The organism is Mesorhizobium sp. M8A.F.Ca.ET.161.01.1.1, from assembly GCF_004792105.1.
Classification (GTDB): Bacteria; Pseudomonadota; Alphaproteobacteria; order Rhizobiales; family Rhizobiaceae; genus Mesorhizobium.
The window spans coordinates 496,683-521,383 of record NZ_SRTD01000003.1 but is presented as its reverse complement, the minus strand read 5'-3'; the positions used below and the strand labels follow the sequence as shown (position 1 = coordinate 521,383).

Sequence of the window (24,701 nt, the reverse complement as noted above, 5' to 3'; positions counted from 1 at the left end):
ACTTCGCAAAAATACAACCCATATTGAGTCCATGGAGCTTTGAGCGTGACCTTCGCGCGGGTGGCCCTTCTTGCCGCGGCCTTCGTCGTCGCGGCTGTTCTTTGTCCCTTCTCCTCAGCCGGGGGCGAAAGGGTGGCCCTAAGCGTCGCCATTGACGGCGCCATCGGGCCGGCAAGCAGCAGGCAGCTCAAGGAAGCGCTCGATGCCGCGGCCAGGCGGGATGCCGCAGTCCTCATCCTGCAGCTCGACACGCCGGGCGGGCTGGTCACCTCGATGCGCGAGATGATCGCCGATATCCTGGCGTCGCCGGTGCCTGTCATCGGCTATGTCGCGCCGGCCGGCGGCCATGCGGCGAGCGCCGGCACCTATATCCTCTACGCCACCCATGTCGCTGCCATGGCGCCCGGCACCAATCTGGGCGCGGCGACGCCGGTGGAGATTGGCGGGCTGCCGTCGCTTCCGGGCGGCGACAAGAGCGACCAGAAGGGCGAGGGCGACCAGAAGGACGCCAACGGCCGGCCGGCGGGCGACGCGATGATGGCCAAGGTGACCAATGACGCGGTCGCCCTGATCCGCTCGCTGGCGGAACTGCGCGGCCGCAACGGCGACTGGGGCGAGAAGGCCGTGCGCGAGGCGGCGAGCCTGTCGGCCAATGCGGCATTGCAGGAACATGTGATCGATTTCGTCGCCCGCGACACCACCGAGCTCTTGCTGCTGGCCGATGGGCGCACCGTCGATGTGGCCGGCAAGAAAGTGGTGCTGGCGACGAAGGGGCTGCCGGTCGAGACGCTGAAGCCGGGCTGGTTCATCCAGCTGCTTTCCGTCATCACCGATCCGAACACCGCCGTCATCCTGATGTTGGTCGGCGTCTACGGCATCGTCTTCGAGTTCACCAGCCCGGGGGCCGTGGCGCCCGGCGTCATCGGCACCATCTGCCTCGTGCTCGGCCTCTATGCGCTCGATCTCCTGCCGATCAACTATACCGGCCTTGCCCTGATGCTGCTCGGCGTCGTTTTCCTCATCATCGAGGCCTTCAATCCCACCGTCGTGCTCGGGCTCGGCGGCGTGGCCGCCTTTCTGTTCGGTGCCGCCATGCTGCTGCGGGTCGAGGGGCCGGGCTTTGCCTTGTCATGGGCGATCATCGGTCCCGCCGCCGCGCTGACGCTTGGATTGGCGCTGCTGAGCGGCACCTATCTCTGGGCGGCGCGCCGAAACCCGCCGCGCGTCGGCGGCGAAGCGATGCGCGGCCAGCCGGCCGAGATCCTCGACTGGCAGGGCGGCGAGGGCCATGTGCTGGCCTTGGGCGAGCGCTGGCGGGCGAAGGCCGATGAACCCGTCGCGGCCGGCGACAGCGTCGAGGTGACCGACATCAGCGACCTCGTGCTGACCGTGCGGCGGCGCGACGCGGGAAGGAATGGAGCAAGGCAATGAACATCGGCTATGTGGCCTACCTGCTGCTTGCGGTTCTTGTGGTTATCTTCCTGTCCGCGGCGATCCGCATCCTGCGGGAATATCAGCGCGGCGTGGTCTTCACGCTCGGCCGCTTCACCGGGGTCAAGGGGCCGGGCCTCATCATCCTCGTTCCCTTCGTCCAGCAGATGGTGAAGGTCGACCTGCGCGTGGTGGTGCAGGACGTGCCGCCGCAGGACGTGATTTCGCGCGACAATGTCTCGGTAAAGGTCAACGCCGTGCTTTATTTCCGCATCGTCGACGCCGAGCGGGCGGTCATCCAGGTCGAGGACTACATGGCCGCCACCAACCAGCTGGCGCAGACCACGCTGCGATCGGTGCTCGGCAAGCACGAGCTCGACGAGATGCTGGCCGAGCGCGACAGGCTCAACAGCGACATCCAGGAGATCCTCGACCAGCGCACCGATGCGTGGGGCATCAAGGTGTCCAATGTCGAGATCAAGCATGTCGACCTCAACGAGAACATGGTCCGCGCCATCGCCAAGCAGGCCGAGGCCGAGCGGCTGCGGCGCGCCAAGGTGATCAATGCCGAAGGCGAGCAGCAGGCGGCGGCGAAACTGGTCGAGGCGGGCCGCATGCTGGCGGCCGAGCCGCAGGCCATGCAGCTGCGCTATTTCGAGGCCTTGCACGATATCGCCGGTGAGCGCTCGTCCACCGTCGTGTTCCCGCTGCCGGTGGATTTGCTCAGCCAGTTCCTGAAGCAGGGGAAATAGAGGAGAGCCAGCATCGGAACTGCCAATCTCGGTCGCGTGCGGGAGATTCCCCGTCTTCGCCCTTGCTGCCGCCAAATTGTCTGACCTTCTCGTTGTCAGAACCTGACGCTGAGATCTGCCTTGGCGCCGTTGTCGGTGTTGTGGCCACCGAACTGGCCGACATAGGACAGGCCGAGCGTGGCATTGGTCGACATTTGCAAATCGAAGCCGGCCTCGATCACCGCGCTGTCGCTGGCGACAGGCACGCCGGCGATGGCAAAAGCATCGCCGCCGGCGAAGGCGAAGGTCGAGGTCGGCGTGACGTCGCCAAAGGCGTGGCGCCATCCGAGCGTGCCGCGCGCGGTCGCGCTGATGCCGTCGAGCGCGACGTCGGTCGAGGCGCGCAGCCCGAGCGTGGTGAAGGTGGCATTGGTGGTTGAGCTGGCGCTGGTCAGCGCGGCGGCGCCACCTTGCTCGGTGAAGCCGTCAGCATGCACACTGACATAAGCGAGATTGGCGAAGGGCTCGAACTTGAAGCGGCCGACACCAGCCTTGTAAGCGAGTTCGCCGAACACCTGCGCCGTGCCGGCGTCATAGTCAGCCGACAATTGGTCGGCGAAGCCGTTGAAGGCCACCGAGCGTTTTGTCGAGATGCTGTTCCAGCTGTAGGCGGCGCCGGTGCGGAAGGCTATGGCGCCCCAATTGGTGCCGCCGTAGAGTCCGAGATGATAGTTGTCGCTGGCGCCGCTGGAATGGCGGTCGTCGGCGTCGAAGGACGAATGGCTGTAGCCGCCGATGATGCCGACCCGCCAGTCGCCGATCGGGCTGTCGGCGCCGACCAGGAGGCCGCCGGTCGAGCGATCGAAGTTGGCTGCATTGCCGTCGCTGCCGGTTTGACCCCAGGAGCCGAAGGCCTGGCCCCAGACGGCGAAGCGGTCGGTGTCGGCGGCCACCATCCCGGGCCCGCCCTCGCCATAGGCCATGACCGGCAATGCGGCTGCGCCGGCATCGCCGAAGGCTGCGCTGATTCGCTTGGTGGCGGCGTCGCGGATGAAACGGCTGTCTTCCAGCAACATTCCCTTGGCCGAGGCGTGGATTTCGCCCGAGAGCTGGTCGAAGGCGTCCTGGGCGGCTGCCTCACTCGGCAAGGCAAAGATGGCATCAAAGAGCGGATTGCCGCTGCCAAGGCTTTCGGCGCCGCCGCCGGTTGCGATCTGGTTGGGCGTCAGGCCGACCGAGGCGAAGGACTTCGCCTGCACCACATCGAGATAGACATGCGTGGGGTCGTAATTGGCGATAAGGCCAATGAAGGGGCCGGCCCCGCTGAGCGTGTAGGTGCCGGTGACGCCCGCATCGGCTTGCAGCACGGTGTAATGCGTGCCCGGCACATAAGGCGCGGCGTCCGTCTTGACGACATCGAGGACCGTGCCGTCGGCGATCGTCGCCGTGCCCGTCGCCAGGATGAGGTCCGACTGGCCGGTCGAGGTGAGTTCGACCTGGTAGATCGAGCCCGCCGCCTGGTCGATGTCGCCCGCGACATTGAGCGTGCCGATCGAATTGCCCGGTGCGATGACGCCGCCTGATTGTGCGACGATGCCGCCAACCGTGCCGTTGCCACCTAGCATTCCGCCCGTGATCGTCACCAGCGAACTGGCCAGCGAACCGTTCACGGCCAGCCGTCCGCCGTTCACATTGGTTCCACCGGTGAAGCCGCTCGAATTGGCCGTCAGGTTCGTCGTGCCGGCAATCTGGTCGATCGAGCCCGCGCCGCCGATCGCCGATGCGAAGGTGTAGCTTGTGTCGGTGTGGTTGAAGTTGATCGCACCCGCGCCTTGTCCGAACTGAACGCTCGCCGCATTGAGCGCGCCGGCCGCCGCCGCTGGCGATCCGCTCGCTGCACCGATATTCAGCGTGCCGACGGAGCCCGCCAGAAGGGCGATGTTGACCACGCCGCCGGCCGACACCACGCCGCCATTCGCGATCGTCAGTGAGCCTGTGCCACTACCTCCAATGTTGAGATCACCGCTACTGGTCCACGTCGAGCCGGAGCCGCTGACGTTGGCGGTACCGATGGATCCGCCATTAAAGCCCAAATAGCCATCGGCATTGGCGACCGTGCCGCCGTTCGAGACGATCAATGAACCGGTTCCGCGCTGACCGACAATAAGGAGGCTGCTGCTCGTCCAGGTTGAGCCCGCGCCGCTGACCATTGCCGAACCCGTCGATCCGACATCAAAACCCAGATAACCAGCAGCGTCGGTGACCATGCCGCCGTTTGAAATTGCCAGCGTGCCGGCGCCGTAACCGCCGAGAACGAGGGAAGAACTGTTTGTCCAGGTCGCGCCGACGCCATCAACAAACGCCATGCCCGTCGAGCCCACCTTCGCGCCAATAATCGCAGAGCCGTTGCTGACCGCGCCATGCGAGATCGCCAGCGTGCCGGTGCCGTAATCGCCGACAAACAGATCCGCGCTGTTGGTCCAGGTCGAGCCGGCGTTGTCGACAATCACCGTGCCGGTCGAGCCCGCCTGCGAGCCAATGACGCCAGTATCGCTGCTGACCGTGCTGCCATGCGAGATCACCAGTGTGCCCGTGCCGGCACTTCCGACGAACAGGTCTGCGTTCGTCCAGGTCGAACCGGCACCGTCGACGAAAACCATGCCGGTCGAGCCCGCCGAGTTGCCGACATAGGCGGTGTCGTTGCTGATGGCGCCGCCATTGGTGATCGTCACGTTGCCGGCGCCGAGATTGCCGACATACAGATCCGCGCTGTTGCTCCAGGTCGAGCCGGGACCATCGACGAAGACGGTGCCTGTCGAGCCCGCGAAGTCGCCGACGTAGCCCAAGGCGTTGCTGACCGCGCCGCCATTCGAGACCGTTAGCGAGCCCTGGCCTTGGAAGCCGATGAAGAGGTCGGAAGTGTTGGTCCAGGTCGAGTCAGCACCATTGACCGTCACCAGGCCCTTGGAGCCCACGTCATAGCTGGCATAACCCACCGAACTGGTGACCGCGCCGCCATTCGTGATCGTCAGCGCGCCGAAGCCCGCGTTCCCGACCGCGAGCGCTGCGTTCGCCCAGGTCGAGCCAGCACCGTCGACAGTTGCCGTGCCAATGGAGCCCGCCAAATTGCCCAGAATGCCGCTCAGATTGCTGACCTTGCCGCCTTTCGAAATGTTCAGCGCACCAGTGCCCTGATCGCCGACGAACAGGTGGGAAGAATTCGTCCATATCGAACCCGCTCCGTCGACCGTCACCGCGCCGTTGGAGCCCGCGTGCCAACCGATGGTGCCCATGGCATTGCTGACCGCTCCGCCATTGGTGATGTCCAGCGTGCCGGTGCCAAATTCGGCGATGTAGAGATCCCCACTGTTGGTCCATGTCGAGCCCGGGCCGTCCACCGTTACGGTGCCGGTGCCCAGGCCGTAGCCGACATGACCCACGGTGTCGCTCACAGCGCCGCCGCTGGAGATCTTCAAGGTGCCAGTGCTGCCGGTGCTCAAGGCAAGGAAAAGGTCGGAGCTGTTGCTCCAGACGGAGCCCGGGCCAGTGACGCTCACGGTGCCGCTCGCGTTCGAAACGTAGCCGAGATAGCCGGCAGTGTCGGAGAGGGTGCCGCCGTTCGTAATCGTCAGCGAGCCCGAGTAACTGGCAATGGTGCCCACAAACAGATAGTGGGCGGCCGCACTCGCCGCATCGACCACGGCCGGGTGCGGAAACACCGGATCGAGAATCACGTCGTCGCTCGATGTCGGGACAGCGGCGGGGTTCCAGTTTCCGGCGGCGAACCAGTTCGTGGAGGCGGCGCCGGTCCAGACCTCGGCTGCCGATGCAGGGATCGGCTGGCCAAGGCCGACCAGCGCAGTCGAGGCCAGCGCCAGGCATTTCAACGCGTTAGCCTTGCGGCCTCCAAATGCATTCCGCGGCATTTAACCCCCTGACATGACAGTTGTTTCACCCTGAAGGCTGACATGTCATTGGAGCCCGGCCTTGTCTTGGGCAGGGCGGCACTGGAATTGGACTGGAGCGAAAAGCAGCGTCTTTTGCGCGCACTGTGGCAGTTCGGCGTCATCGGTCGCGCAGGCGCTGCGGATTCGGCCTCGCACGGGCTGATATCGGACCGAAAGGTGCAAACTTATCTGGCGCTTGTCGGCGTATAGCCGAAGCGGCGACGAAAGCAGCGGTTGAAGTACGATACGTCGCTGAATCCGCTTGTCAGGGCGATGTCACTGACCCGCATGTCGCTGTGTTTGTGCGAGAGCATCCTGTGGGCGCTCTGCAAACGCAGTTCGAGAACGCGTTCGGAGAAACTCATTCCCGTCTCCTGAAGGAGGTCGTGGACGTAGCGCACCGACAGGCCGAGTTGTTGCGCCACACTTTGGGCGGAGATGCCGGGATCGATAAAATCCTCGGCGATCCTTGCCAGGACGGCCTCCAGCCTGGCAGCGCGCAGGCCTCGAAGCCCGGCCAGTTCGGCAGCCCGACCTTTCGCGCCGGTCGCCAGGCCGATCAGATCCACGATCGTGTCCGTCGCGTGCGTGATCAGATCCGCCGAGGCAAGCGGGCTGCCGCTTTCAAGAAGCAGGCAATAGCGTTTGAGAAGATCGAGGGCTTCGCTGTCGGCGCCGATCTTCAACCCCAGCCTGTCATCGATCTGCGGGAAGGCACGCAGGAGGATCGCGCGTGGGATCACCACATTCGTCCAGACATTGCTGTCGGCACCGGTCATTTTCAGAGCTTCCGATGCAGTGACGAGCACGGCCTCTCCCTGACCGACGGCATATTCGCGGCCGACCTGTACCCCTGACAACACGGTGTCGGCCTTGTTGATCAGCAACAGATAACCGTCATTGGCGATGTTGCTCGCTTTCCTTGTCGCCTGCTCGATGGTTCCGGACATCTGGCCGAGAACCACTGAACCGACAGCCGTGGCCTCGATGGACGCTTCGAAGGGCAGGTTTTCCGGACTGCCGTGTTCGACCGACAATATTTCCGCGACATGGATGTTTTGCCACAGGGAAAATCGTTCGCGTTCGTCAAGATGCGGTGACAGCCGCGCCGATGAAAACACCGTCTTTCGAGACAATGGGGAACCTCGACAAGTATCCACGGCTTAAAAAATATCGAACGCGATGCTTTCCATTGCGACAATAACCGGCAACAGTGGCGGCCCGGCGTTCAGGCGATCAAGTTGAACCCATAGTCGAGAGCGGCCGCGACTGGCGTCATCCAAAAGTATGACGTCACAAATTCCTCCGAGGCGAGATCGGGGCGTGCCTGGAGGTGTGGTGGAAAGGCTGAGCAGCGAAGTCCTGAGTTCGATTATCGGCGATATCTATGATTGCGTCTTGAACCCGGAAGGCTGGGCCGGAGTCATGACCCGCGTCACGAAAGCCGTCGACGCGGCCTACACCACCATCGCCCTTGCCGGCACCGCCCATAATAGCGGCCGCTTCGCGGCTCAGTCGCCTTGGGATCCCGTGCAGATGCGGGTGCTAGAGGAGGACTATGACTTTGATGGAATTCCCGGACTGAAGGCAGCGGTGGTCGGCGATGTCGACCGGCCGGTTGCGACGCTGTCGCTCATGAGCGAAAGCGAACTCCAGCTGACGCCGTTTTTTCAGAACTGGGCCAAACCGCAGGGACTGCGCGAGGCTTGCATCACCAAATTCGTTCATACGCCGGACCGAATCGGGCTTTTGGGCTGCACCACGCGCGCCAGCAGGGGAGGTATTTCGATCGAAGAGCAGCATTTCCTGGCATTGCTCTCGCCGCATCTGCGCCGTGCTTCGCTGATCGGAGATCTGCTCGACCAGGGCCGCGTCACCACCCATCTTTATCGCCAGGCGCTCGATCATCTGGCTGTGCCTGTCGTGCTTACCCACGCCAACGGAGCAATCCTCCATGCGAATGCGGCCGCCGAACAGATGTTTTCGGTGCAGGGTCCCATTCTCTCCAGGAACGGCGTGCTCCAGGCACAGAATCCGGTGGTGGCCCGCGCCCTCCTGGACGCGATCGCCAGTGCGGCGAGCGCGGATGCTTCGCTTGGCGCGCGCGGCATAGGGCTGCCGGTTTCGGCCCAGGGCCAGCCGCCCGCCGTTGCCTATGTGTTGCCGCTGACTGAAGGAACGGCGCGCGCGGTTTTCCGGCCGGCATGCGCGGCAGTGTTCATATCGACGACGACATCGTCTTCTCCCCTCCCGGAGGCCGTTCTGACCACGCTGTTCGACCTCACACCCGCGGAGGCGCGGGTGCTGCTGCGGATCGGCAGCGGATTGTCAGCGTCCAAGAGCGCGTCGTCGCTCGGCATCGGTGAGAACACCTTGAAGACCCACCTCAATCGAATCTTCGCCAAAACCGGCACGAGACGCCAAGCCGACCTCGTCAAACTCGTGTCGGATATCGGCACGCCGCTGGCGGCTCACGGACCCTGAAGGCGGAGCGCGTAGTCTCTACCGCCAGCGGGTCAGAGGCTTTACCGCCGCCAGGGCGGCTCCGGCGCGAAGCGCTTGCCGATCCAGTCGGCGAAGGCGCGGGTCTTGGCGGCTTTTCCCTTGGCCGAGGGCGTGACGACATAGACCGCGCCTTCGTCCGCCAGCGTCCACTCCTCCAGAACGGATACCAGCCGGCCATCGGCGAGTTCGCGGCCGACCAGCCAGTCGGTGCTCATCATCAGGCCGATGCCTTGCACGGCGGCCTGGACCAGCACCTCGGCATCGTCGGTGACCAACGGCCCCGAAACCTCGACACGCGCACGCCGGCCCTCGCGGTCGGTCATCTCCCAGGCCGGAAAGGTCTGGAAGCCCGAGAAGCCCAGGCAGGAATGGTCGAGCAGCGCTTGCGGTGTCTCCGGCCTGCCCCTGCGGGCGAGATAGGAGGGAGCGGCGCAGAGCAGCCGGCGCCGCGTCGCCACCTTGCGTGCCACCAGGCGTGAATCCTCCAGGCTGCCCAGCCGCACAGCGACATCGAAATTCTCGGCGACCAGATCGGTGAAGCGGTTGGAGAACTCGGCCTCGATGCGGACATCGGGAAATTCGGCAAGGAATTGAGGCAGCAGCGGCCCGATCCACATGCGCCCGAACGTGCCGGGCAGCGCCAGCCTGAGCAGGCCGCGCGGGCCGCCCCCGGCATGCGCGGACGCGATGGCCTCGGCCTCGTCGACGGATGCGAGAATGGCGCGCACACGCACCAGGAATTCGGCACCCGCTTCGGTCAGCGACACGCTGCGCGTCGTGCGCGAGAGCAGCCTCACCCCCAGCCGCGCCTCCAGCGACTGCAGGCGCCGCGACAGGATGGTCGCGTCGCGCCCGACACGGGCCGCCGCCCTGGTGAAGGAACGCGCCTCGGCGATGGCGGCGAAGGCAGCCATCTCGGCATGGGCCGCGGGTTCGTGAGATTGCTGCATTATTCACAGTTCTCAATTGCAGAAAACAAGGATTATCCAGAGATAGCGCAGCAAATAGGTTCACTCAATCCATCAAATCGTTCCACCGGAGTGAAATCATGAAAGCCATCGAACTCAGCCAGCCCAGGTTGGACGCCTTCCGCGCCGCCACCGTTGCAGCTCCCGAACCGCAGCGCGGCGAGGTGCTGATCCGCCAGCGTGCGGCGAGCCTCAATTTCGTCGATGTGGCGGTGGCGAGCGGCAACTATCCCGGGCCGAGCTTCCCGCTCATCCCCGTCGCCGACGCCGCCGGCGAGATCGTCGCGCTGGGCGAGGGCGTTACGAGGCTCGCCATCGGCGATCGCGTCGTCGCGCATGCCAAGCCGCGCTGGATCGGCGGGCCGCCGCGGCCCTACGAGATGACGCAGATGCGCGGTGTTTCGCTGCCCGGATCGCTGGCGGAATATGTCGCGCTGCCGGCCAATTCGGTGGTGCCGGTCCCGGCGCATCTGTCCTTCGAGGCGGCCTCGACGCTGCCGATCGCCGGCACCACCGCCTGGAACGCCATTCGCGCCGCCAATGTCGGTCCGGGCTCGGTCGTCGTGCTGCTTGGCACTGGCGGCGTCTCGATCTTCACCCTGCAGCTGGCGAAAGCCGCCGGGGCCACCGTCATCATCACCTCGTCGTCGGACGAAAAGCTGGAGCGGGCAAAAGCGCTCGGCGCCGATCATCTCATCAACTACCGCGCGACATCAGACTGGGACGGCAAGGTGCTGGAACTGACCGATGGCCGCGGCGCCGATCTTGTCGTCGAGACCGGCGGCACCGCCACCTTCGCCCGCGCCGTCAACGCCACCGCGCCCGGCGGCACGCTGTTCACGATCGGCTTCGTCACCGGCGCCGAAGCCACGATCAACCTGCTGCCGATCATCATCAAGGCGCTGAAGGTGACCGGAAACAACACCGGATCGGTGTCCGATCTTTTCGACGCCGCCAGGGCCATCGGCGCGGCCCGGATCGAGCCGGTGGTCGACAAGGTGTTTTCACCTGATCAAGCGACCGAAGCCTACGCCCACATGGCCGCCGGCGGCCTGCATTTCGGCAAGCTGGCGTTCGCATTGGAATGGTAGGGAAAGTGATCTCCCCCCTCGAGGGGGAGATGGCCGGCAGGCCAGAGGGGGTCGGTTCGACTGGGCGCGACTTTCTTGCGACGATCGGAGGTTAGCGCTTCACGTGAGACGACCCCCTCTGTCGCCTTCGGCGACATCTCCCCCTCGAGGGGGGAGATTACGTGCTCAGATCAGCTTCTCCAGCGTGATCGGCAGATCCCTGATCCGCTTTCCCGTCGCGTGGAACACCGCATTGGCGATGGCCGGCGCCATGCCGACGATCGCCAGTTCGCCGACGCCCTTGCCGCCGAGTACCGAGGAATGCAGGTCGGGGATGCCGACCGAGATCACCTCAATGTCGGAGATGTCGGCATTGGTGGGGACGAGATAGTCGGCGAGGTTGTTGTTGACGATGCGGCCGTGGCGGCGGTCGACGATGCCTTCTTCGAGCAGCGCCTGGCCGATGCCCATGATGATGCCGCCCTTCCATTGGCTTTCGGCCAGCTTCGGATTGTAGAGCCGGCCCGAATCCAGCGCCGAAACCACGCGCGACACGCGCACCGTGCCGAAATCCTCGTCGACGCGCACCTCGACGAAATGCGCGCACCAGGAGTGGCGGGAATAGTCGCCCTCGGTGTGCGGCAGCGCCATGGCGATGGTGGTGTAGTTCTTGTAGCGGTCTTCCGCCGTCGAATTGGCGGGCATGGTGTCGCCCGTCGCCTCGATGCGGTCGCGGCCGACGCTTTTGAGCAGGTCGGCGATCGAGACATCGGGGCCGTCGCCGCGTGGCGCGGTGATGCGGCCATTGGCGACGACCAAAGTGTTGGCCTGCAACGCGTTGAAGGGCGAGCGCGGATCACTGATGGCCAGACCGATCAGCTGGTCGAGCGCCGATGTCGCCGCCTTGTAGACCGCGCCGGTCATCACGCCGGCCAGCCGTGAGCCGCCGGAGACGCCGGCACGGGCAAAGCGGGAGTCCCCCAGTTTCACCACGACGTCGTCAGCGGCCACGCCAACCGTCTCGGCGGCGGTCTGCGCCAGGATGGTGTAGGTGCCCTGGCCCATGTCGATCGAGGAGCTCTCGACCTCGACCGAGCCGTCGGCCAGGATGCGCACGACCGCCTCGCCATAGGCGCGCCGCACCGGATAGGTGCCGGCGGCCACGCCCCAGCCGATCAGATGGTTGCCGTCGCGCATCGAGCGCGGCTCAGGGGTACGCCTGGCCCAGCCGAAGCGTTCGGCACCTGCCGCAAAAGCCTCGCGCAACTGCCTGGTCGACCAGGCTTTTTTGGCATGCGGGTCCTGCTCGGCGTAGTTGCGCAGCCGGATCTCCAGCGGATCGATGCCGACCTCGTACGAAAGTTCGTCGATGGCGCTTTCGATGCCGAAGGCCGACGGGTTTTCGCCCGGCGCGCGCATGGCGCCCGGCACCACCGAATTCACCCGCACGACATTCTGCCTGGAGGAGAAGTTCGGCGCCGCGTACATGATCGAGGTGACCGATCCCAGCGGCTCGACCCACATGCCGTCGATCGAGGTCTCGTTGACGCCGCGATGCACGATCGACTGGATCCGGCCGTCATGGTCGGCGCCGATCGTCACCGTCTGGCGGGTCGCGGCGCGGCCACCATAGCCGGTGAAGGTCTGCGCCCGCGTCATCACCAGCCGCACCGGCCGGCCAAGCATTTTGGCGGCACTAGCGGCAATCGCGCCATGGCTCAGCGCCAGCGCCTTGGAACCGAAGCCGCCGCCGACATAGGGCGACACCAGCCGTACATTCTCGAACGGCACGGCGAACCATTCGGCATAGGTGCGGGCCATGCCGTCCAGCCATTGGCTCGGTTCCCACACGGTGAGGTGGTCGCCTTCCCAGCGGGCGATCAGGCCATGCGGCTCCATCGGCGCCTGGTATTCGCGCGGCGTGTTGTAGGCGGCGCAGATCCGTACCGGGGCCGAGGCGAAGGCGGCCTGGGCGTCGCCCCACTCCTTGGTCATGGCATCGATCGCAATGCCGTCGCCGGCCTTGCCGTCGCTGAGGTCGACGATGGCAGGCGTCTCGTCGTAGCTGATCTTGACCATCGCCGCGGCGGCCACGGCCTGCTCGAAGGTCTCGGCGACGACGGCGGCGACATGCTGGCCGGAGAAGGTGATGTCGCGCGCCAGCGGGCAGTAGGGTTTGTCGGGCGGCGGCGTGCCGAACCAGTCCGAGGCGGTTTTCAGGCTGATGATAGTGTCCGGCGTCAGCACCTTGAGTACGCCCGGTGCCGCCTCAGCCGCCTTGCTGTCGATGGCGCGCACCTTGCCGGATGCGATCGTGCTTTCGACCAGCACGGCATAGGCGAGCCCTTCGAGCTGCTGTTCGACGGCGTATTTGGCCGCCCCCGTGATCTTGGCCGGGCCATCGACGCGCGACAGCCGGCCGCCGACCGCGTCCGCGCCGCCGTCGGACGCATCGCCCCGTTTCGATTCACCAACTCTGATGTTGTGAACGGTCATGCCGTTTCTCCCATCTTGAGAATAGCCCGTGCGACGACGCGCGGCGCGAGTTCGATCTTGTAGTGGTTGGCGCCATGGTCGACAGCGCCTTCGACGGCGAGCAGGCTGGCCGCGCGAACAGCTTCCGGCTCCAGCACCTTGCCTTTCAAGGCGTCTTCCACGGCCCGCGCCCGCCAGGGTTTGGTCGCAACGCCACCGAGCGCCACGCGCAGGTCGCGGATGGTGCGTCCGTCGGATTCCAGTTCGAGGCCGACGGCGGCACTTGCGGCCGCGAACTCGTAGGACTGCCGGTCGCGGACCTTCAGATAGGTCGAACGCCGCGCGGCCGCGGAGGAGGGGATTTCGATGGCGGTGATCATCTCGCCCGGCTCGATCGCGTGTTCCTTGCCCGGCGTCGTGCCGGGCAGCAGGAAAAAGTCATCGACCGGGATGCGCCGATCGCCGAGATGAACTGTTGCGTCGAATGCGACGAGCGCGGCGGCGAGGTCGCCGGGATACAAGGCGATGCAAGCCTCGCTGGTGCCAAGCACGGCATGGCCCTTGGTGACGCCGCCGATCGCCGAACAGCCGCTGCCTGGTTCGCGCTTGTTGCAGGCGGCAAAGTTCGAGGGATCGCGGAAATAGGGACAGCGCGTGCGCTGCATCAGATTGCCGCCGATGGTCGCCATGTTGCGGATCTGCGCCGAAGCCGCTTGCCACAGCGCCTCCGAGATGGCGGGGAAGCGGTTCTTGATGTCCGCGTGGTCGGCGACATGGCCCATCCTGGCGAGCGCGCCGATGATGGCGCCGCGCTCGTCGATCTCGATCCGGTCCAGCCCCTCGAGATGGGTGATGTCGACCAGCGTGTCTGGTTCGGCGACGCCGCATTTGGCGAGGTCGATCAGCGTGGTGCCGCCGGCGAGCAGCATGGCGCCGGGCAGCGCGGCCGCCTGGCGGGCGGCGTCGGCCGAGGTGGCGCGAAGATAGGAAAAATCCCTCATGACGCGGCCTCCAGCGCTGCCTGGCGCACGGCGGCGACGATGTGCGGATAAGCGCCGCAGCGGCAGAGATTGCCGGCCATGTATTCGCGGATTTCCTCATCCGATCCGGCATGGCCCTCGCGGATGCAGGCCACCGCCGACATGATCTGGCCTGACGTGCAATAGCCGCACTGGAAGGCGTCCTGTTCGAGGAAGGCAGCCTGCACGGGATGCAGTTCGCCCTCCCGTGCAAGCCCCTCTATGGTGGTGATGGTGCGGCCTTCGGCCTGGGCTGCCAGCGTCAGGCAGGCCAGCACGCGCTCGCCGTCGACATGGACGGTGCAGGCACCGCACTGGCCGTGGTCGCAGCCCTTCTTGGTGCCGGTCAGGCCGAGCCTGTCACGCAAGGCATCGAGCAGCGTGACACGCGGTTCGAGCTGCAACTCGTGATGCCGGCCGTTGATATCGAGATGGACGGGGATTTTCGTCATGGGCGTCTGGCTCCAGTTGCTTGACGCTGAGGGAATGAATTGGCGCTTTGGAAGGGAAGGGCAAGGTCAGGCGACAGCCAATCCACCGGGGGTGAGGAAGCTGACAGCTTGCGGCTTCGAAAGACGTGACATACCGGGCTCCCTGATTATATGATAAAGGTGCTCCACTAAAACGGAGGCGCCTCCGTTTATTTACGTGGGGGCTGGCCAGGCATGGTTCAAGCCCCCATATCCCTGGTGGAGAAAAAATTGGCTTTTGAGCCCGTCACAACCGTCGACCAAAAACCCGCCGCCGCCGACAAGCCGTTGCGCGCGGATGCGCAACGCAACCGCGACCGGCTGGTCGAGGTGGCGGCATCGGTCTTCGCCGAGCGCGGCATCGACGCCTCGCTGGAGGAGATCGCGCGCCGCGCCGGCGTCGGCATCGGCACGCTCTACCGGCATTTCCCGACGCGCGAGCATCTGGTCGAGGTGGTCTACCGCCGCGAAGTGGAGGGGTTGTGCGCGGCGGCCGGCGAGCTTGCGGCAAAACATCCCTCGGATGTCGCGCTGGAAGAATGGATGCGCCGCTTCGTCGACTACATCGCCACCAAGCGCGGCCTTGCGACCAGCCTGCGGATTCTTCTGACCACCAATTCGACGCTGTTTTCCGACACGTCGGGACGAGTGTCGCAGGCGCTGCGGCAACTGGTCGAGGCGGCGGTCGCCGACGGCACGATCCGCGGCGACGTCGATGCCTCCGACGTGCTGCACGCGCTCGGCGGCATCTATTCGGCGCCCGACACCCCTGAGTGGCGCGACCGCTCGCGCCGGCTGGTCAAGCTGTTGATGGACGGGTTGCGGTTCGGGGCTGTAAAGGCGGGATGAAGAGGCGCCTGGACTGCACAGGACGCGCCAGCCCCGGCTTCGATTCCGAGCGGTGATCGGTTATGCTGCGCTGCAAAACACCAATCATTTCATATAATTCTCTGTGTCTAATTTGTTATAAATCGCATATTGAAAATATAATTTTCGATGATTTATAGAGAAATTTGCAGGTTTCTTCCCGGATGCAACCGGTAATATGTGCGGTTCTACACGGACAACCTCACGCGCTTCGCTCGGCTAACGATCACCTTCGCGTTAGCGGCTAAATCAGGACGGTTTTTAGTCGTTTTTAGCCCTCCAATCACAAAACTATTTCAGCGCGGTAAATCTTTTGTGTTGCGCCGCACCATTGCGTGGAAGCACTCATTGGCCAACTGGAAACGCGCGGCGAAGGGTTCCGTCAAGTTGACCAACTTGAGCTTTCCGCTGGCAGACATCCGATATCGGACCCGTCCCGGGCGGGCTCGTGGAGCGCGGATTTGGCACTGTCGGCGCGTTGGCGAACATGAGCGGCGGCAAGGATGCGGGTCGTCCGTTGCGAACCACTCCTTTGACTCTCGAAGCCGGGAATCCGTGATGATAAGCCGGCAGCCTCATCGGAGATGTTCCGCCGGCGGAAGCGGCTGATGGGAAACTCTCGCGATACCCAGCTGGACGGATTGAGGGCCATCGCCGTCACGATGGTGCTGTATTCCCATTTCTTCGCGGCGGGAGGCTCTTCTTTCTGGGGCCACATCGGCGTGCGGCTGTTCTTCGTGCTGAGCGGCTTTCTCATCACGCGCCTTCTCCTGGAAGCGCGTTCGGCGGCTGAATTTGAAGCCGCGCCCGCGCTGAGATCCTTCTACATCAGGCGGGCATTGCGAATATTCCCGCCCTATTTCGCCGTGCTGGGCGTCGTCTGGATGGTTGACCTGGAGCATTCCAGGGGATCGCTGATCTGGCATGCGCTTTACCTGTCGAATTTCTGGTACGCGCTGCGCAACGACTGGTCGCCTTGGCTGCTCTGCCATTTCTGGAGCCTGAGCATCGAGGAGCAGTTCTATATCGCCTGGCCGCTGGTCGTCTTGCTGGCGCCACGCCGCCGCCTCGAAGCGATCTGCATCGGCGTCATCGTGCTGTCATTGTCGTATCGCTTTTACTGGCCGATCACTGGAACCCCCGCGCTGGCGCGCGACCTGCTTCCGCCGGCGTCCATGGACGCGCTCGCCTCGGGTGCGTGGCTTGCCGTCTACCGAACCAGGGCCACCGTCTTGCCACAGTGGCTACGGCTTGGCTGGCCGGCGCTCGCGGTCGCGTTTTTCGTCCTGCAGTGGTTTGCTCCGGCGCCGCCAGACACTGTCCAGGAATGGGGCCGCTGGCTGCTGTCGCAAGTCCTTCCGCTCGGGCCTCTCGTGATGATCGTCGCGAGTTGTTCTCGAGGCCATCGCGGGTACCGAGGCTGGCTTCTCGAACTGCCGCCGCTCACCGCCCTTGGCCGCATCAGCTATGGCGTTTATCTGTACCACCCCATACTCCTGTCGTTGGCCGTCAAGTCCCAGCCGTGGATCCCCGTCAACGTCTCGGAGCAGGGGGCGGGTCGGTTCCTGGTCGCAGGAACGGCCACCCTTATCCTGGCCTCGGTATCGTGGCTGGTTTTCGAAAAGCCGCTCAACAGCCTCAAGCGCTACTTTCCCTATGTCGCGCCGGGAGCTGGCACGCGCATCCGGGCACGCACCGACACGACCGACGCCGGATGGCCCAGAGGTGCGGCAGGGGCTTATCCCGGTGGATTGCTCGACGGCCGTGAGGCGACAGGCGATCTTCAACGAACGGATCGGAGCTGACCATGGCCGCTCCCCTGGTATCCGTTGTGCTGCCAGTCTACAACGCGGGACCCTATCTCAGCACCGCGCTTGGCAGCATCCTGCGGCAGGACCACGATCGCCTGGAGGTCGTTGCGATCGACGACGGCTCGACGGACAACTCCCTGCAAATCCTGCAGCGGCACCGGCAGGCCGACAATCGGATCTCCATCATCTCCCGCGAAAACCGGGGCCTCATCGCAACCCTCAACGAGGGTTTGGCCGTCGCTCGGGGCGACCTTGTCGCCAGGATGGACGCGGACGATATCGCCTATCCGTCACGCCTGTCGCGCCAGGTGGCGCTGTTCGACCGGCGGCCCGATGTCGCTCTGTGTGGCGCCGGTTTCGACACCTTGCTTCGCAACCGCGTCGCCAAGGGTACACCCGACCCGGTATTCCGGTTCGGCCAGCTCCGCATATTGTCGATGTTCTTCACGATATTCATGCATTCCACGGTTGTATACAACCGAAAGGTCATAAAAGACGACGTTCTATTCTACGATCCGAAATACAAACACGCCGAGGATTTCGACCTCTTCAGGCGGCTCGCCGATCGTTATCCGGCGGCGATGATCTCCGAAAACCTGATCGTCTACCGTATCCATGATGGGAGCGTAACGAGCAGGCACAGGAAGGAGATGCGCCGGACACATCTGACGATCGTGGCCGAGAACCTCGAGCGGGAAGGCCTGGCACAGGACACGCGCGATCTGCGCGACATCGGCGAGGCCGTTTCGACCGACACGGTTCGCCGGGCCGCGGCGTTCATTGTTGCGCTCGAGGCGAGGATCTCCGCGCTGCCGACGGAAACGCGGCCGAGTTTTGCGGCCGGCGCGTTGAACCTGTTCTATTTCCTCTACCAACTCATAGGCGACGAAATGCAACCTCCGCTGACGCACGAATTCCTGACGCGGACCGCGAAATGGGATTTCATTCGACGCCGCGAAAAGTACGCGTTGCGTCCCGCCGCCTACGCGCCATGGTTCAGTCTTGTCTCGATGTCGGCAGGCCGCCAGGCGGACGCCGTGGCGCGGTACCTGAAATCCACGCCTGCCGCTGCTGTCCTGGCGTCCCATCAGTTGAGCTAGCCGCAGGGATGATCGTCAAAGCCCGCCCACCCACGCAGCGCGATCGCCAGACGGAGCTTGTTCCCGTCGATCCCCGGCCCGATCGGTCGCCGCCGGCGGTCAGCTTCATCATATGCACGCGCAACCGTGTCGCCGTGCTCGAGGCTTGCATCAGGTCGGTCCAAAGCGCGTGCCGCGCCCATGCCGCCTTCGCGGCCGAACTCGTGGTTGTCGACAATGGTTCGGTCGACCGCACGGCGGAGCGCCTGGCCGGCATCGCCGAAATATCCGATATCCCGTTCACAGCCGTGCGCGAGCCGCGCCCCGGACTGGCCGCCGCCCGCAACGCCGGAGTGGCGCGCGCGCGCGGCCGCGTGCTGGTCTTCGTCGATGATGATTGCGAGGTCGATGGCGATTACCTCCGCGATCTGGAACGACACTATGCTTCCGGCGAACAATGGCTCATCCGTGGCGGCTGCGTCGAACTCGGCGATCCCAGGGATTTGCCGTTCACGATCAAGCGCTCGCGGGTGCGCGAGCGGCTGACCCCCGATGTTCATCCGGGCGGCTTCGTGCTTGGCTGCAACATGGTGATGCACCGCGATGTCGCGGCCCGTATCGGTCATTTCGACGAACGGTTCGGCGCCGGCGGCCCGCTGCGGTCAGCGGAAGATACGGATTACCTTGTTCGAGCGATGCTGCTCGGCATTCCGGTCGAATATGTGCCCGATATGACAGTTTTCCATCATCATGGCCGGCGAGACCGCAAATCGATCGAAAAGCTCCACCGCGACTACAGCTTCGGCAATGGCGCCCTTTGCCTGAAGCATGTCCGCCATGCGCCCTGGCTGCTTCGCCATTTCTATTGGGCCACCAGAGGGGCTTTGCGGGAGTTGGCGGGTGGTCCCCGGTTCGACCGCGAACTCCAGCTGTCGCATTGGCCGATCGTCGTCATGAATCTGACCGGCGCGGCCAGATTTGCGCTTCTTTTGCTGGCAAGATGGCCGGAAGAAGTGCAAGTGCCGCAGGATCGGCAGGCAGATGCCCAGGCGAGGTGACAGGCCATAATGCGATTTTTGCCGCCAAGCTTGCCGATGCTGGGTCGCGCGCTCGGAACGAAGCAGTTGCGACTGCTTCTGGCCGTGGTGGTTCTTGGTCTTGTCGGCGCCGCCCTCGAAGGGTTCGGCATAGGCTTGATCATCCCCTTGCTGGGCATAATCATGGGACACGCGGATGCGGCCGGGATGGCCGGCTTCTCCGCCGTCTTTCAGTATTTCGGATCAGGCCTGAACGAGCGCGACCGGCTGATCGTCATTTCGGTCGCCATCCTCGGCTCGATCATCCTGAAGAACGTTTTCGCATTCGCGAACACGCTGCTGACCACCTTCATATACGGCAAGGCAAGCCATTCGATCCGCAGCGCGCTGTCGCAGCAGCTCCTCAGGATAGGTTACCCGTTCTTCCTGCAGCAAAGTCCCGGACGGCTGCTCAACATCATCTCCAACGAATCCTGGCGGGCATCGGATGCGATCCAGATCATGCTGTCGGCCATCGTCAGCGCATCGGCGGCCATCATCCTGCTGGCATTTCTGCTCCTGCTGTCGTGGCAGATGACACTGTTGGTGACAGTGGGCCTGGCCCTCGTCCAGGTCGTCCATGCCGTTCTCTCGGCCAATCTGAAAGCGCCCAGCCGCAGCGTCGCCTCCCGCAACAGCGATCTCGCATCCCAGATGCTCCACCTCGTCCATGCCGGACGCCTGATCCGCATCTTCGGACAGGAGAGCCGCGAGCAGGCGGTGTTCGACCAGGCATCGGACGCGGTTCGCCGGGCTGCTTTCGTCCTGCTCACCCGGCAGGGCGCATTGCCGCCGCTGACCGAGGTCCTCCATGCGATGCTGTTCCTTGCGGTGGTGATCGGCGCATGGTTCGCCAATGTGAGCTTCCCGCTGATCGTCGCATTCGTCATCCTGCTCTACCGGCTGCAGCCGCATATGCGGGCTTTGCAAATGTCGTGGAGCCAGCTGCAAGGCTTGAGCGGGTCGCTCGAAGAGGTCGATTGGATGCTGGATCCGGCGGACAAGCCAAAGCCTCCGCAAGGCGACGGGCCATTCCACGGTTTGCGTCAAGGGATCAGCTTCGACGACGTGGCATTTACCTATTCCGGCGCGGACGCACGCGCGGCGGCGCTGCATTCGGCGACTTTCGATATCCGAAGCGGCCGCTCGACGGCGCTCATCGGCCGGTCGGGCGCCGGCAAGACGACGATCGTCAATCTCCTGTGCCGCTTTGTCGAGCCGAGCTCCGGAGGGATTCTTGTCGATGGATCGCCGCTCGACCAGATCGACCCCAGCCAGTGGCGAAGGCACGTCGCACTTGCCAGCCAGGAGCTGGAACTGGTGGACGGCACCATTTCCGAGAACATAACCTACGGCCAGGATGGCGCCACGAGCGGCGATGCCGAGCGTGCCGCGAGACTGGCCGAAGCGCATGAGTTCATTGAACATCTGCCCCAGGGCTACGACACCGTCGTCGGCTACAGGGGTGTCAATCTGTCAGCGGGACAAAGGCAGCGGATTGCCTTGGCGAGGGCGCTGGTGCGCGATCCCGATCTCCTCATCCTGGACGAAGCCACGAATGCCGTGGACGGCCTGTCGGAAGCGGCGATCGTCGAGACGTTGAAGTCGAGAGCCGGCCGCCGCACGACCCTCGTGATCAGCCATCACCACAGCACCATCTCGTTCTGCGATGACGTGGTGATCCTGAGCGGCGGCCGTGTGAAGAAGCAGGCCCCATTCGCGGCCTTGGCGTCGCTCAGCATGGACGAGCTTTACCAGCACGAACCGACCCTCTGACAGGGTCCGAGGCCCTGTCTCTTTCCGGCCTGTGGTGGGGTTACAGGGCGGCTGCTACCGGGCCTGCCGGCCGGAAACCACCCGCAGCCAGGGCGTCAGATGGAAGGCGCTCATCAGGAGATACATTGCCGGCATGCCGGTAAGAGGCGAGGCGCCCATGCACAGCATGGCGGCGGCACTGCCCTGAAGACAGGAGACCAGCGCCATCAGGGCGAAGGTCGGCGCCGCGGCGAGGCACAGCCAGTCGGCGATGCCGGGGGTGGCGGTGTTTTCCGGGGTCGCGCTTCCGGAGCCGGAATGAATGTCGCTCATGGTCTTTTTCCTTGATGGTTGGCAAGGAGTTGGGTTCCTCTCCCCCAATCCGCGAGGGAGAGGAAACCAGGCAGGATGGGGCGTGCCACCCTTTCCCGCCAGGCGCTGCTACTCGCCCTTGTCGCGGAACGCGGCCTCGCCGGCGGCGGATACCTCGGCCCATTTCTTGTCGGCTCCGGCATCGTAATTGTCGTGCCAGTTCCACCAGCTGTAGAGCGGCGTCTGCGGATAGCCCTCGGGCGAGTCTTCCCAGATCTCCTGGCGGCCGAGCGGGGTGGCGTCGAGGTAGCTCCACACCGTGCCCATCGCCTCGTCGCCGCGGCTGTTGATGAAATAGGTGCGGAAGATACGGTTCCCGTCACGGATGAACACGTTGTGGCCGTGCCACTCGTCGACGCCGAAGTCTTTGTCGAAGCTGTCGGTGATGGTGTACCAGGGAATCTCCCAGCCCATCCGCTGCTCCAGCCGCGCAATGTCGGCCTGCGGGGCGCGCGAAGCGTAGGCGAGCGTGGTGTTGCGGGCGTTGAGATGGGCGAGGTGACCGACCTGGTCGGCGCCGAGCGAGCAGCCGCGGCAAGCGTGATCGGGCCAGCCATAGACGCCGGGCTCGAAGAAGGCGCGGTAGACGATCAACTGGCGGCGGCCTTCGAACAGGTCGAGCAGGCTGACCTTGCCGTCGGGGCGATCGAAAATATAGGCCTTGTCCACTTCCGTCCACGGCATGCGCCGGCGTTCGGCCGACAACGCATCCCTGGCGCGCATCGTCGCCTTCTCCTTCACCAACATCTCTTTGTGAGCGGCTTCCCAGTCTTGCCGTGAAACGATCGGCGGCATCTTCATCGTCATGGTCATTGGTCTTCTCCTTTGCCAGTCGTGGCGTCGTTGCGGTGTGGTGTTGCCTGGGAATGTCGGGGCATTGCGGGCGCGGCGGAATCCAAGAGTTCCGGCCCGGCGCAGCAGGGGTGGCGTGCGGCGTGCTTGGCCGTATCATTCGCCGTGGCGAGGTCGAGGTCGGTGGAGGCAGGCATTTTCTGGTTCTCCCTTGCGTGCCGTCATTGCCGGCACGACTTGCTGGTTGACGGTACCGACTTAAGGTAGGGCGGCGCCGCGCCGAGGTGGGAGTTACAAGTGTGACGGGATTTGAATGGACTCTCTGATCAACGCGGCGGCGCTGGCGCTGGCTTCGGGCGATGCGCTCGGCGCGCTCGACCGCGTCGCCCTGCGCGAGGATGCGCCGGCGCTGGCGCTGCGCGGCATCGCCATGGCGCAGCTTGGCGACTTCGATCGCGCCAAGGCGCTGCTGCGACGGGCCGCGCGTGCCTTCAGCCCGAAAGAGGCCGTCGCGCGCGCCCGCTGCGTCGTCGCGGAGGCCGAGATCGCGCTGGTCTCGCGTGACCTCGGCTGGCCGGCCAAGGCGCTCGACGCGGCACGCGCGGCGCTGGAAAAGCATGGCGACCGGCTGAACGCGGCGCATGCCGGCCATCTCAAGGTACGGCGGCTGCTCTTGATCGGCCGCCTCGACGAGGCCGAGCATGTGCTGGCCGGGCTCGACCCGGCACCGCTTCCGCCGGCGGCCAGGGCGGCGCACGAGCTTGCCGTCGCCGGCATCGCCATGCGGCGTCTGCGAACCAGGCCGGCGCGCGCAGCGCTGGAGTGGGCGCGCCATGCCGCCCGCATAGCCGGCATTCCAGGTCTCATCGCGGAGGTCGAGAGCGCAAGCCAGGCGCTCGAGACGCCCGCGGCGCGGCTGATCGCGCGAGGCAGGGAGCAGCCGCTGCTGCTCGAGGAGGTCGAGGCGTTGCAGGGATCGCCGGCGCTGGTCGTCGATGCCTTCCGCTACGCCGTGCGCGGCGGCGGGGTCACGATCTCGCTGGCGAGCCGGCCTGTGCTCTTCGCCTTGGCGCGGACGCTCGCCGAAGCATGGCCGGGGGACGTGTCGCGGGGGGAACTCGTGGCGAGGGCCTTCGGCGGCAAGCATGCCGATGAATCGCATCGCGCGCGCCTGCGCGTCGAGATCGGGCGGCTGCGCGCCGAGCTTCGCGCACTGGCCGGCATCAGCGCCACCAAGCATGGCTTCACGCTGGCGCCGCGCCAGGCGCACGCGGTGATGGTGCTGGCGCGGCCGATCGAGGAGCGGCACGCGGCCGTGCTTGCCTTGCTCGCCGATGGCGAGGCCTGGTCGAGCTCGGCCCTGGCGCTGGCGCTCGGAACCGGCCAGCGCAGCGTGCAGAGGGCGCTCGAGCCGCTTGCCGAGGCCGGCAAGGTGCAGTCGTTCGGCCATGGCCGGGCGCGCCGCTGGATGACGCCGCCGGTGGCTGGATTCACGACCACCTTGTTACTCCCCGCGCCGCTGCCAGATGGCTAAGGTGTGTTGATATTCAGAATCTCGACACACCTTGGAACATGATCCCCAGAAGTCAGCGGGATGACGACCACCATCGAGGACAAAGACATGAAGCATTCGGCGGCCGAAATCCTGAGGGAATACGGACCTTTTCCCGGCGCCAAGACGGTGGCCGGGGTGAGCTTTGACGGCAAGAACGTCTGGTTCGCCTCGGGCGACAGGCTGAACGCCTTCGATCCGGAGAGCGGACAGGCGTTGCGTTCGATCGATGTCGCCGCGCATGCCGGCACCGCCTATGACGGCCGGCATTTCTTCCAGCTCGCCAAGGACCGCATCCAGAAGATCGATCCCGATACGGGCGAGGTGCTTTCCACCATTCCGGCACCCGGCAATGGCGGCGATTCCGGGCTGACCTGGGCCGAGGGCACGCTGTGGGTGGGGCAGCACCGGGAGCGCAAGATCCACCAGATCGATCCCGAGACCGGAAAAATCCTGCGCACCATCGAATCCAACCGTTTCGTCACAGGGGTGACCTGGGTCGACGGCGAATTGTGGCACGCCACCTGGGAGGGCGACGAGAGCGATCTGCGCCGCGTCGACCCGCAAACGGGCAAGGTTCTGGAGAAGCTCGACATGCCTGCCGGCATGGGCGTCTCGGGGCTGGAATCCGATGGCGGCGACCGCCTCTTCTGCGGCAGCGGAAACGCCGGCGTGGTGAGGGCGGTGCGCCGGCCGAGGTGAAGGGACACGAATTTTCCCCCGGCGAATTTTCCCCCGGCGACTGGCCGTTGCGCGGCGTCGAGCCTAGATAGGCTGGACC

Annotated in this window: 19 protein-coding genes; 11 read left to right on the top strand and 8 right to left on the bottom strand. The window is 65.0% G+C overall.

Annotated elements, in window-relative coordinates; genetic code table 11:
• Positions 1-45: 45 nt before the first annotated feature.
• Entirely contained in the window at positions 46-1,431 is a 1,386-nt protein-coding gene (locus tag EN804_RS11235; RefSeq protein WP_135916784.1) for a nodulation protein NfeD, read from the top strand.
• Entirely contained in the window at positions 1,428-2,183 is a 756-nt protein-coding gene (locus EN804_RS11230) for a slipin family protein (protein WP_127278988.1), read from the top strand. The genes EN804_RS11235 and EN804_RS11230 overlap by 4 nt, the downstream gene beginning before the upstream one ends.
• 95 nt (positions 2,184-2,278) lie before the next feature.
• On the opposite strand, the gene EN804_RS11225 is transcribed toward EN804_RS11230, so the two are convergent.
• Positions 2,279-6,088: an autotransporter domain-containing protein gene (locus tag EN804_RS11225; RefSeq protein WP_135919409.1), complete on the bottom strand. Its 3,810-nt coding sequence runs from the start codon at positions 6,086-6,088 to the stop codon at positions 2,279-2,281.
• 206 nt (positions 6,089-6,294) lie between these two features.
• Positions 6,295-7,146 carry an AraC family transcriptional regulator gene (locus EN804_RS11220; protein ID WP_245525109.1) on the bottom strand — a complete coding sequence of 284 codons (852 nt, stop codon included), beginning with the start codon at positions 7,144-7,146 and terminating at the stop codon, positions 6,295-6,297.
• Positions 7,147-7,447: 301 nt separating this feature from the next.
• Here EN804_RS11220 and EN804_RS11215 point away from each other — a divergent pair, with 301 nt between their 5' ends.
• Positions 7,448-8,593 (top strand): helix-turn-helix transcriptional regulator, encoded by a 1,146-nt coding sequence (locus EN804_RS11215; RefSeq protein WP_127281022.1) that lies wholly within the window; start codon positions 7,448-7,450, stop codon positions 8,591-8,593.
• A gap of 41 nt (positions 8,594-8,634) precedes the next feature.
• Here EN804_RS11215 and EN804_RS11210 read toward each other — a convergent pair whose 3' ends face one another.
• Positions 8,635-9,564 (bottom strand): LysR family transcriptional regulator, encoded by a 930-nt coding sequence (locus EN804_RS11210; RefSeq protein ID WP_135919407.1) that lies wholly within the window; start codon positions 9,562-9,564, stop codon positions 8,635-8,637.
• A gap of 98 nt (positions 9,565-9,662) precedes the next feature.
• On the opposite strand from EN804_RS11210, the gene EN804_RS11205 reads away from it, so the two are divergent.
• Positions 9,663-10,673, top strand: a complete 1,011-nt coding sequence (locus EN804_RS11205; RefSeq protein WP_135919406.1) for an NAD(P)-dependent alcohol dehydrogenase — start codon at positions 9,663-9,665, stop codon at positions 10,671-10,673.
• Between the two features lie 165 nt (positions 10,674-10,838).
• Here the strand turns inward: EN804_RS11205 and EN804_RS11200 are convergent, their stop codons facing one another.
• From EN804_RS11200 to EN804_RS11190, 3 genes are read right to left on the bottom strand one after another with little or no spacing between them, the layout of a single operon-like run.
• A complete protein-coding gene (locus EN804_RS11200) occupies positions 10,839-13,148 on the bottom strand; it encodes a xanthine dehydrogenase family protein molybdopterin-binding subunit (protein WP_135919405.1) in 2,310 nt (769 codons plus the stop codon).
• Positions 13,145-14,128, bottom strand: coding sequence for a xanthine dehydrogenase family protein subunit M (locus EN804_RS11195; protein ID WP_135919404.1), 984 nt, complete (start codon positions 14,126-14,128; stop codon positions 13,145-13,147). Before EN804_RS11195 ends, EN804_RS11200 begins: the two co-directional genes overlap by 4 nt.
• Complete coding sequence (locus EN804_RS11190) at positions 14,125-14,598, bottom strand: (2Fe-2S)-binding protein (protein WP_135919403.1); 474 nt, start codon at positions 14,596-14,598, stop codon at positions 14,125-14,127. Before EN804_RS11190 ends, EN804_RS11195 begins: the two co-directional genes overlap by 4 nt.
• Before the next feature lie 249 nt (positions 14,599-14,847).
• Between EN804_RS11190 and EN804_RS11185 the strand changes: the two genes are divergently transcribed.
• The 5 genes from EN804_RS11185 (at position 14,848) to EN804_RS11165 (ending at position 21,225) form a co-directional block, all read left to right on the top strand.
• The gene (locus tag EN804_RS11185) at positions 14,848-15,465 is read left to right on the top strand and encodes a TetR/AcrR family transcriptional regulator (RefSeq protein WP_135919402.1); all 618 of its coding nucleotides are present in this window, start codon (positions 14,848-14,850) and stop codon (positions 15,463-15,465) included.
• 626 nt (positions 15,466-16,091) lie between these two features.
• Positions 16,092-17,288 carry an acyltransferase gene (locus EN804_RS11180; protein ID WP_135919401.1) on the top strand — a complete coding sequence of 399 codons (1,197 nt, stop codon included), beginning with the start codon at positions 16,092-16,094 and terminating at the stop codon, positions 17,286-17,288.
• Between the two features lie 2 nt (positions 17,289-17,290).
• Positions 17,291-18,394 carry a glycosyltransferase family 2 protein gene (locus EN804_RS11175; RefSeq protein ID WP_135919400.1) on the top strand — a complete coding sequence of 368 codons (1,104 nt, stop codon included), beginning with the start codon at positions 17,291-17,293 and terminating at the stop codon, positions 18,392-18,394.
• A gap of 8 nt (positions 18,395-18,402) precedes the next feature.
• Positions 18,403-19,431: a glycosyltransferase gene (locus EN804_RS11170; RefSeq protein WP_135919399.1), complete on the top strand. Its 1,029-nt coding sequence runs from the start codon at positions 18,403-18,405 to the stop codon at positions 19,429-19,431.
• A gap of 6 nt (positions 19,432-19,437) precedes the next feature.
• On the top strand, positions 19,438-21,225 hold the full coding sequence (locus tag EN804_RS11165) for an ABC transporter ATP-binding protein (protein WP_189524493.1): 1,788 nt from the start codon (positions 19,438-19,440) through the stop codon (positions 21,223-21,225).
• Positions 21,226-21,279: 54 nt separating this feature from the next.
• On the opposite strand, the gene EN804_RS11160 is transcribed toward EN804_RS11165, so the two are convergent.
• On the bottom strand, positions 21,280-21,537 hold the full coding sequence (locus EN804_RS11160) for a hypothetical protein (protein WP_135919397.1): 258 nt from the start codon (positions 21,535-21,537) through the stop codon (positions 21,280-21,282).
• A 108-nt stretch (positions 21,538-21,645) separates the two neighbouring features.
• Positions 21,646-22,389 carry a thioredoxin family protein gene (locus EN804_RS11155; protein WP_135919396.1) on the bottom strand — a complete coding sequence of 248 codons (744 nt, stop codon included), beginning with the start codon at positions 22,387-22,389 and terminating at the stop codon, positions 21,646-21,648.
• Between the two features lie 292 nt (positions 22,390-22,681).
• Here EN804_RS11155 and EN804_RS11150 point away from each other — a divergent pair, with 292 nt between their 5' ends.
• Entirely contained in the window at positions 22,682-23,902 is a 1,221-nt protein-coding gene (locus EN804_RS11150; protein ID WP_135919395.1) for a helix-turn-helix domain-containing protein, read from the top strand.
• 87 nt (positions 23,903-23,989) lie between these two features.
• The gene (locus EN804_RS11145) at positions 23,990-24,622 is read left to right on the top strand and encodes a PQQ-binding-like beta-propeller repeat protein (RefSeq protein WP_127279056.1); all 633 of its coding nucleotides are present in this window, start codon (positions 23,990-23,992) and stop codon (positions 24,620-24,622) included.
• Positions 24,623-24,701 lie beyond the last annotated feature (79 nt).

Coding starts and splice junctions, on each gene's coding strand:
- EN804_RS11180 (WP_135919401.1), top strand. CDS start 16,092: ATGGGAAACTCTCGCGATACCCAGCTGGACGGATTGAGGGCCATCGCC.
- EN804_RS11190 (WP_135919403.1), bottom strand. CDS start 14,598: ATGACGAAAATCCCCGTCCATCTCGATATCAACGGCCGGCATCACGAG.
- EN804_RS11195 (WP_135919404.1), bottom strand. CDS start 14,128: ATGAGGGATTTTTCCTATCTTCGCGCCACCTCGGCCGACGCCGCCCGC.
- EN804_RS11145 (WP_127279056.1), top strand. CDS start 23,990: ATGAAGCATTCGGCGGCCGAAATCCTGAGGGAATACGGACCTTTTCCC.
- EN804_RS11160 (WP_135919397.1), bottom strand. CDS start 21,537: ATGAGCGACATTCATTCCGGCTCCGGAAGCGCGACCCCGGAAAACACC.
- EN804_RS11225 (WP_135919409.1), bottom strand. CDS start 6,088: ATGCCGCGGAATGCATTTGGAGGCCGCAAGGCTAACGCGTTGAAATGC.
- EN804_RS11230 (WP_127278988.1), top strand. CDS start 1,428: ATGAACATCGGCTATGTGGCCTACCTGCTGCTTGCGGTTCTTGTGGTT.
- EN804_RS11200 (WP_135919405.1), bottom strand. CDS start 13,148: ATGACCGTTCACAACATCAGAGTTGGTGAATCGAAACGGGGCGATGCG.
- EN804_RS11155 (WP_135919396.1), bottom strand. CDS start 22,389: ATGACCATGACGATGAAGATGCCGCCGATCGTTTCACGGCAAGACTGG.
- EN804_RS11170 (WP_135919399.1), top strand. CDS start 18,403: ATGATCGTCAAAGCCCGCCCACCCACGCAGCGCGATCGCCAGACGGAG.
- EN804_RS11150 (WP_135919395.1), top strand. CDS start 22,682: ATGGACTCTCTGATCAACGCGGCGGCGCTGGCGCTGGCTTCGGGCGAT.
- EN804_RS11175 (WP_135919400.1), top strand. CDS start 17,291: ATGGCCGCTCCCCTGGTATCCGTTGTGCTGCCAGTCTACAACGCGGGA.
- EN804_RS11205 (WP_135919406.1), top strand. CDS start 9,663: ATGAAAGCCATCGAACTCAGCCAGCCCAGGTTGGACGCCTTCCGCGCC.
- EN804_RS11210 (WP_135919407.1), bottom strand. CDS start 9,564: ATGCAGCAATCTCACGAACCCGCGGCCCATGCCGAGATGGCTGCCTTC.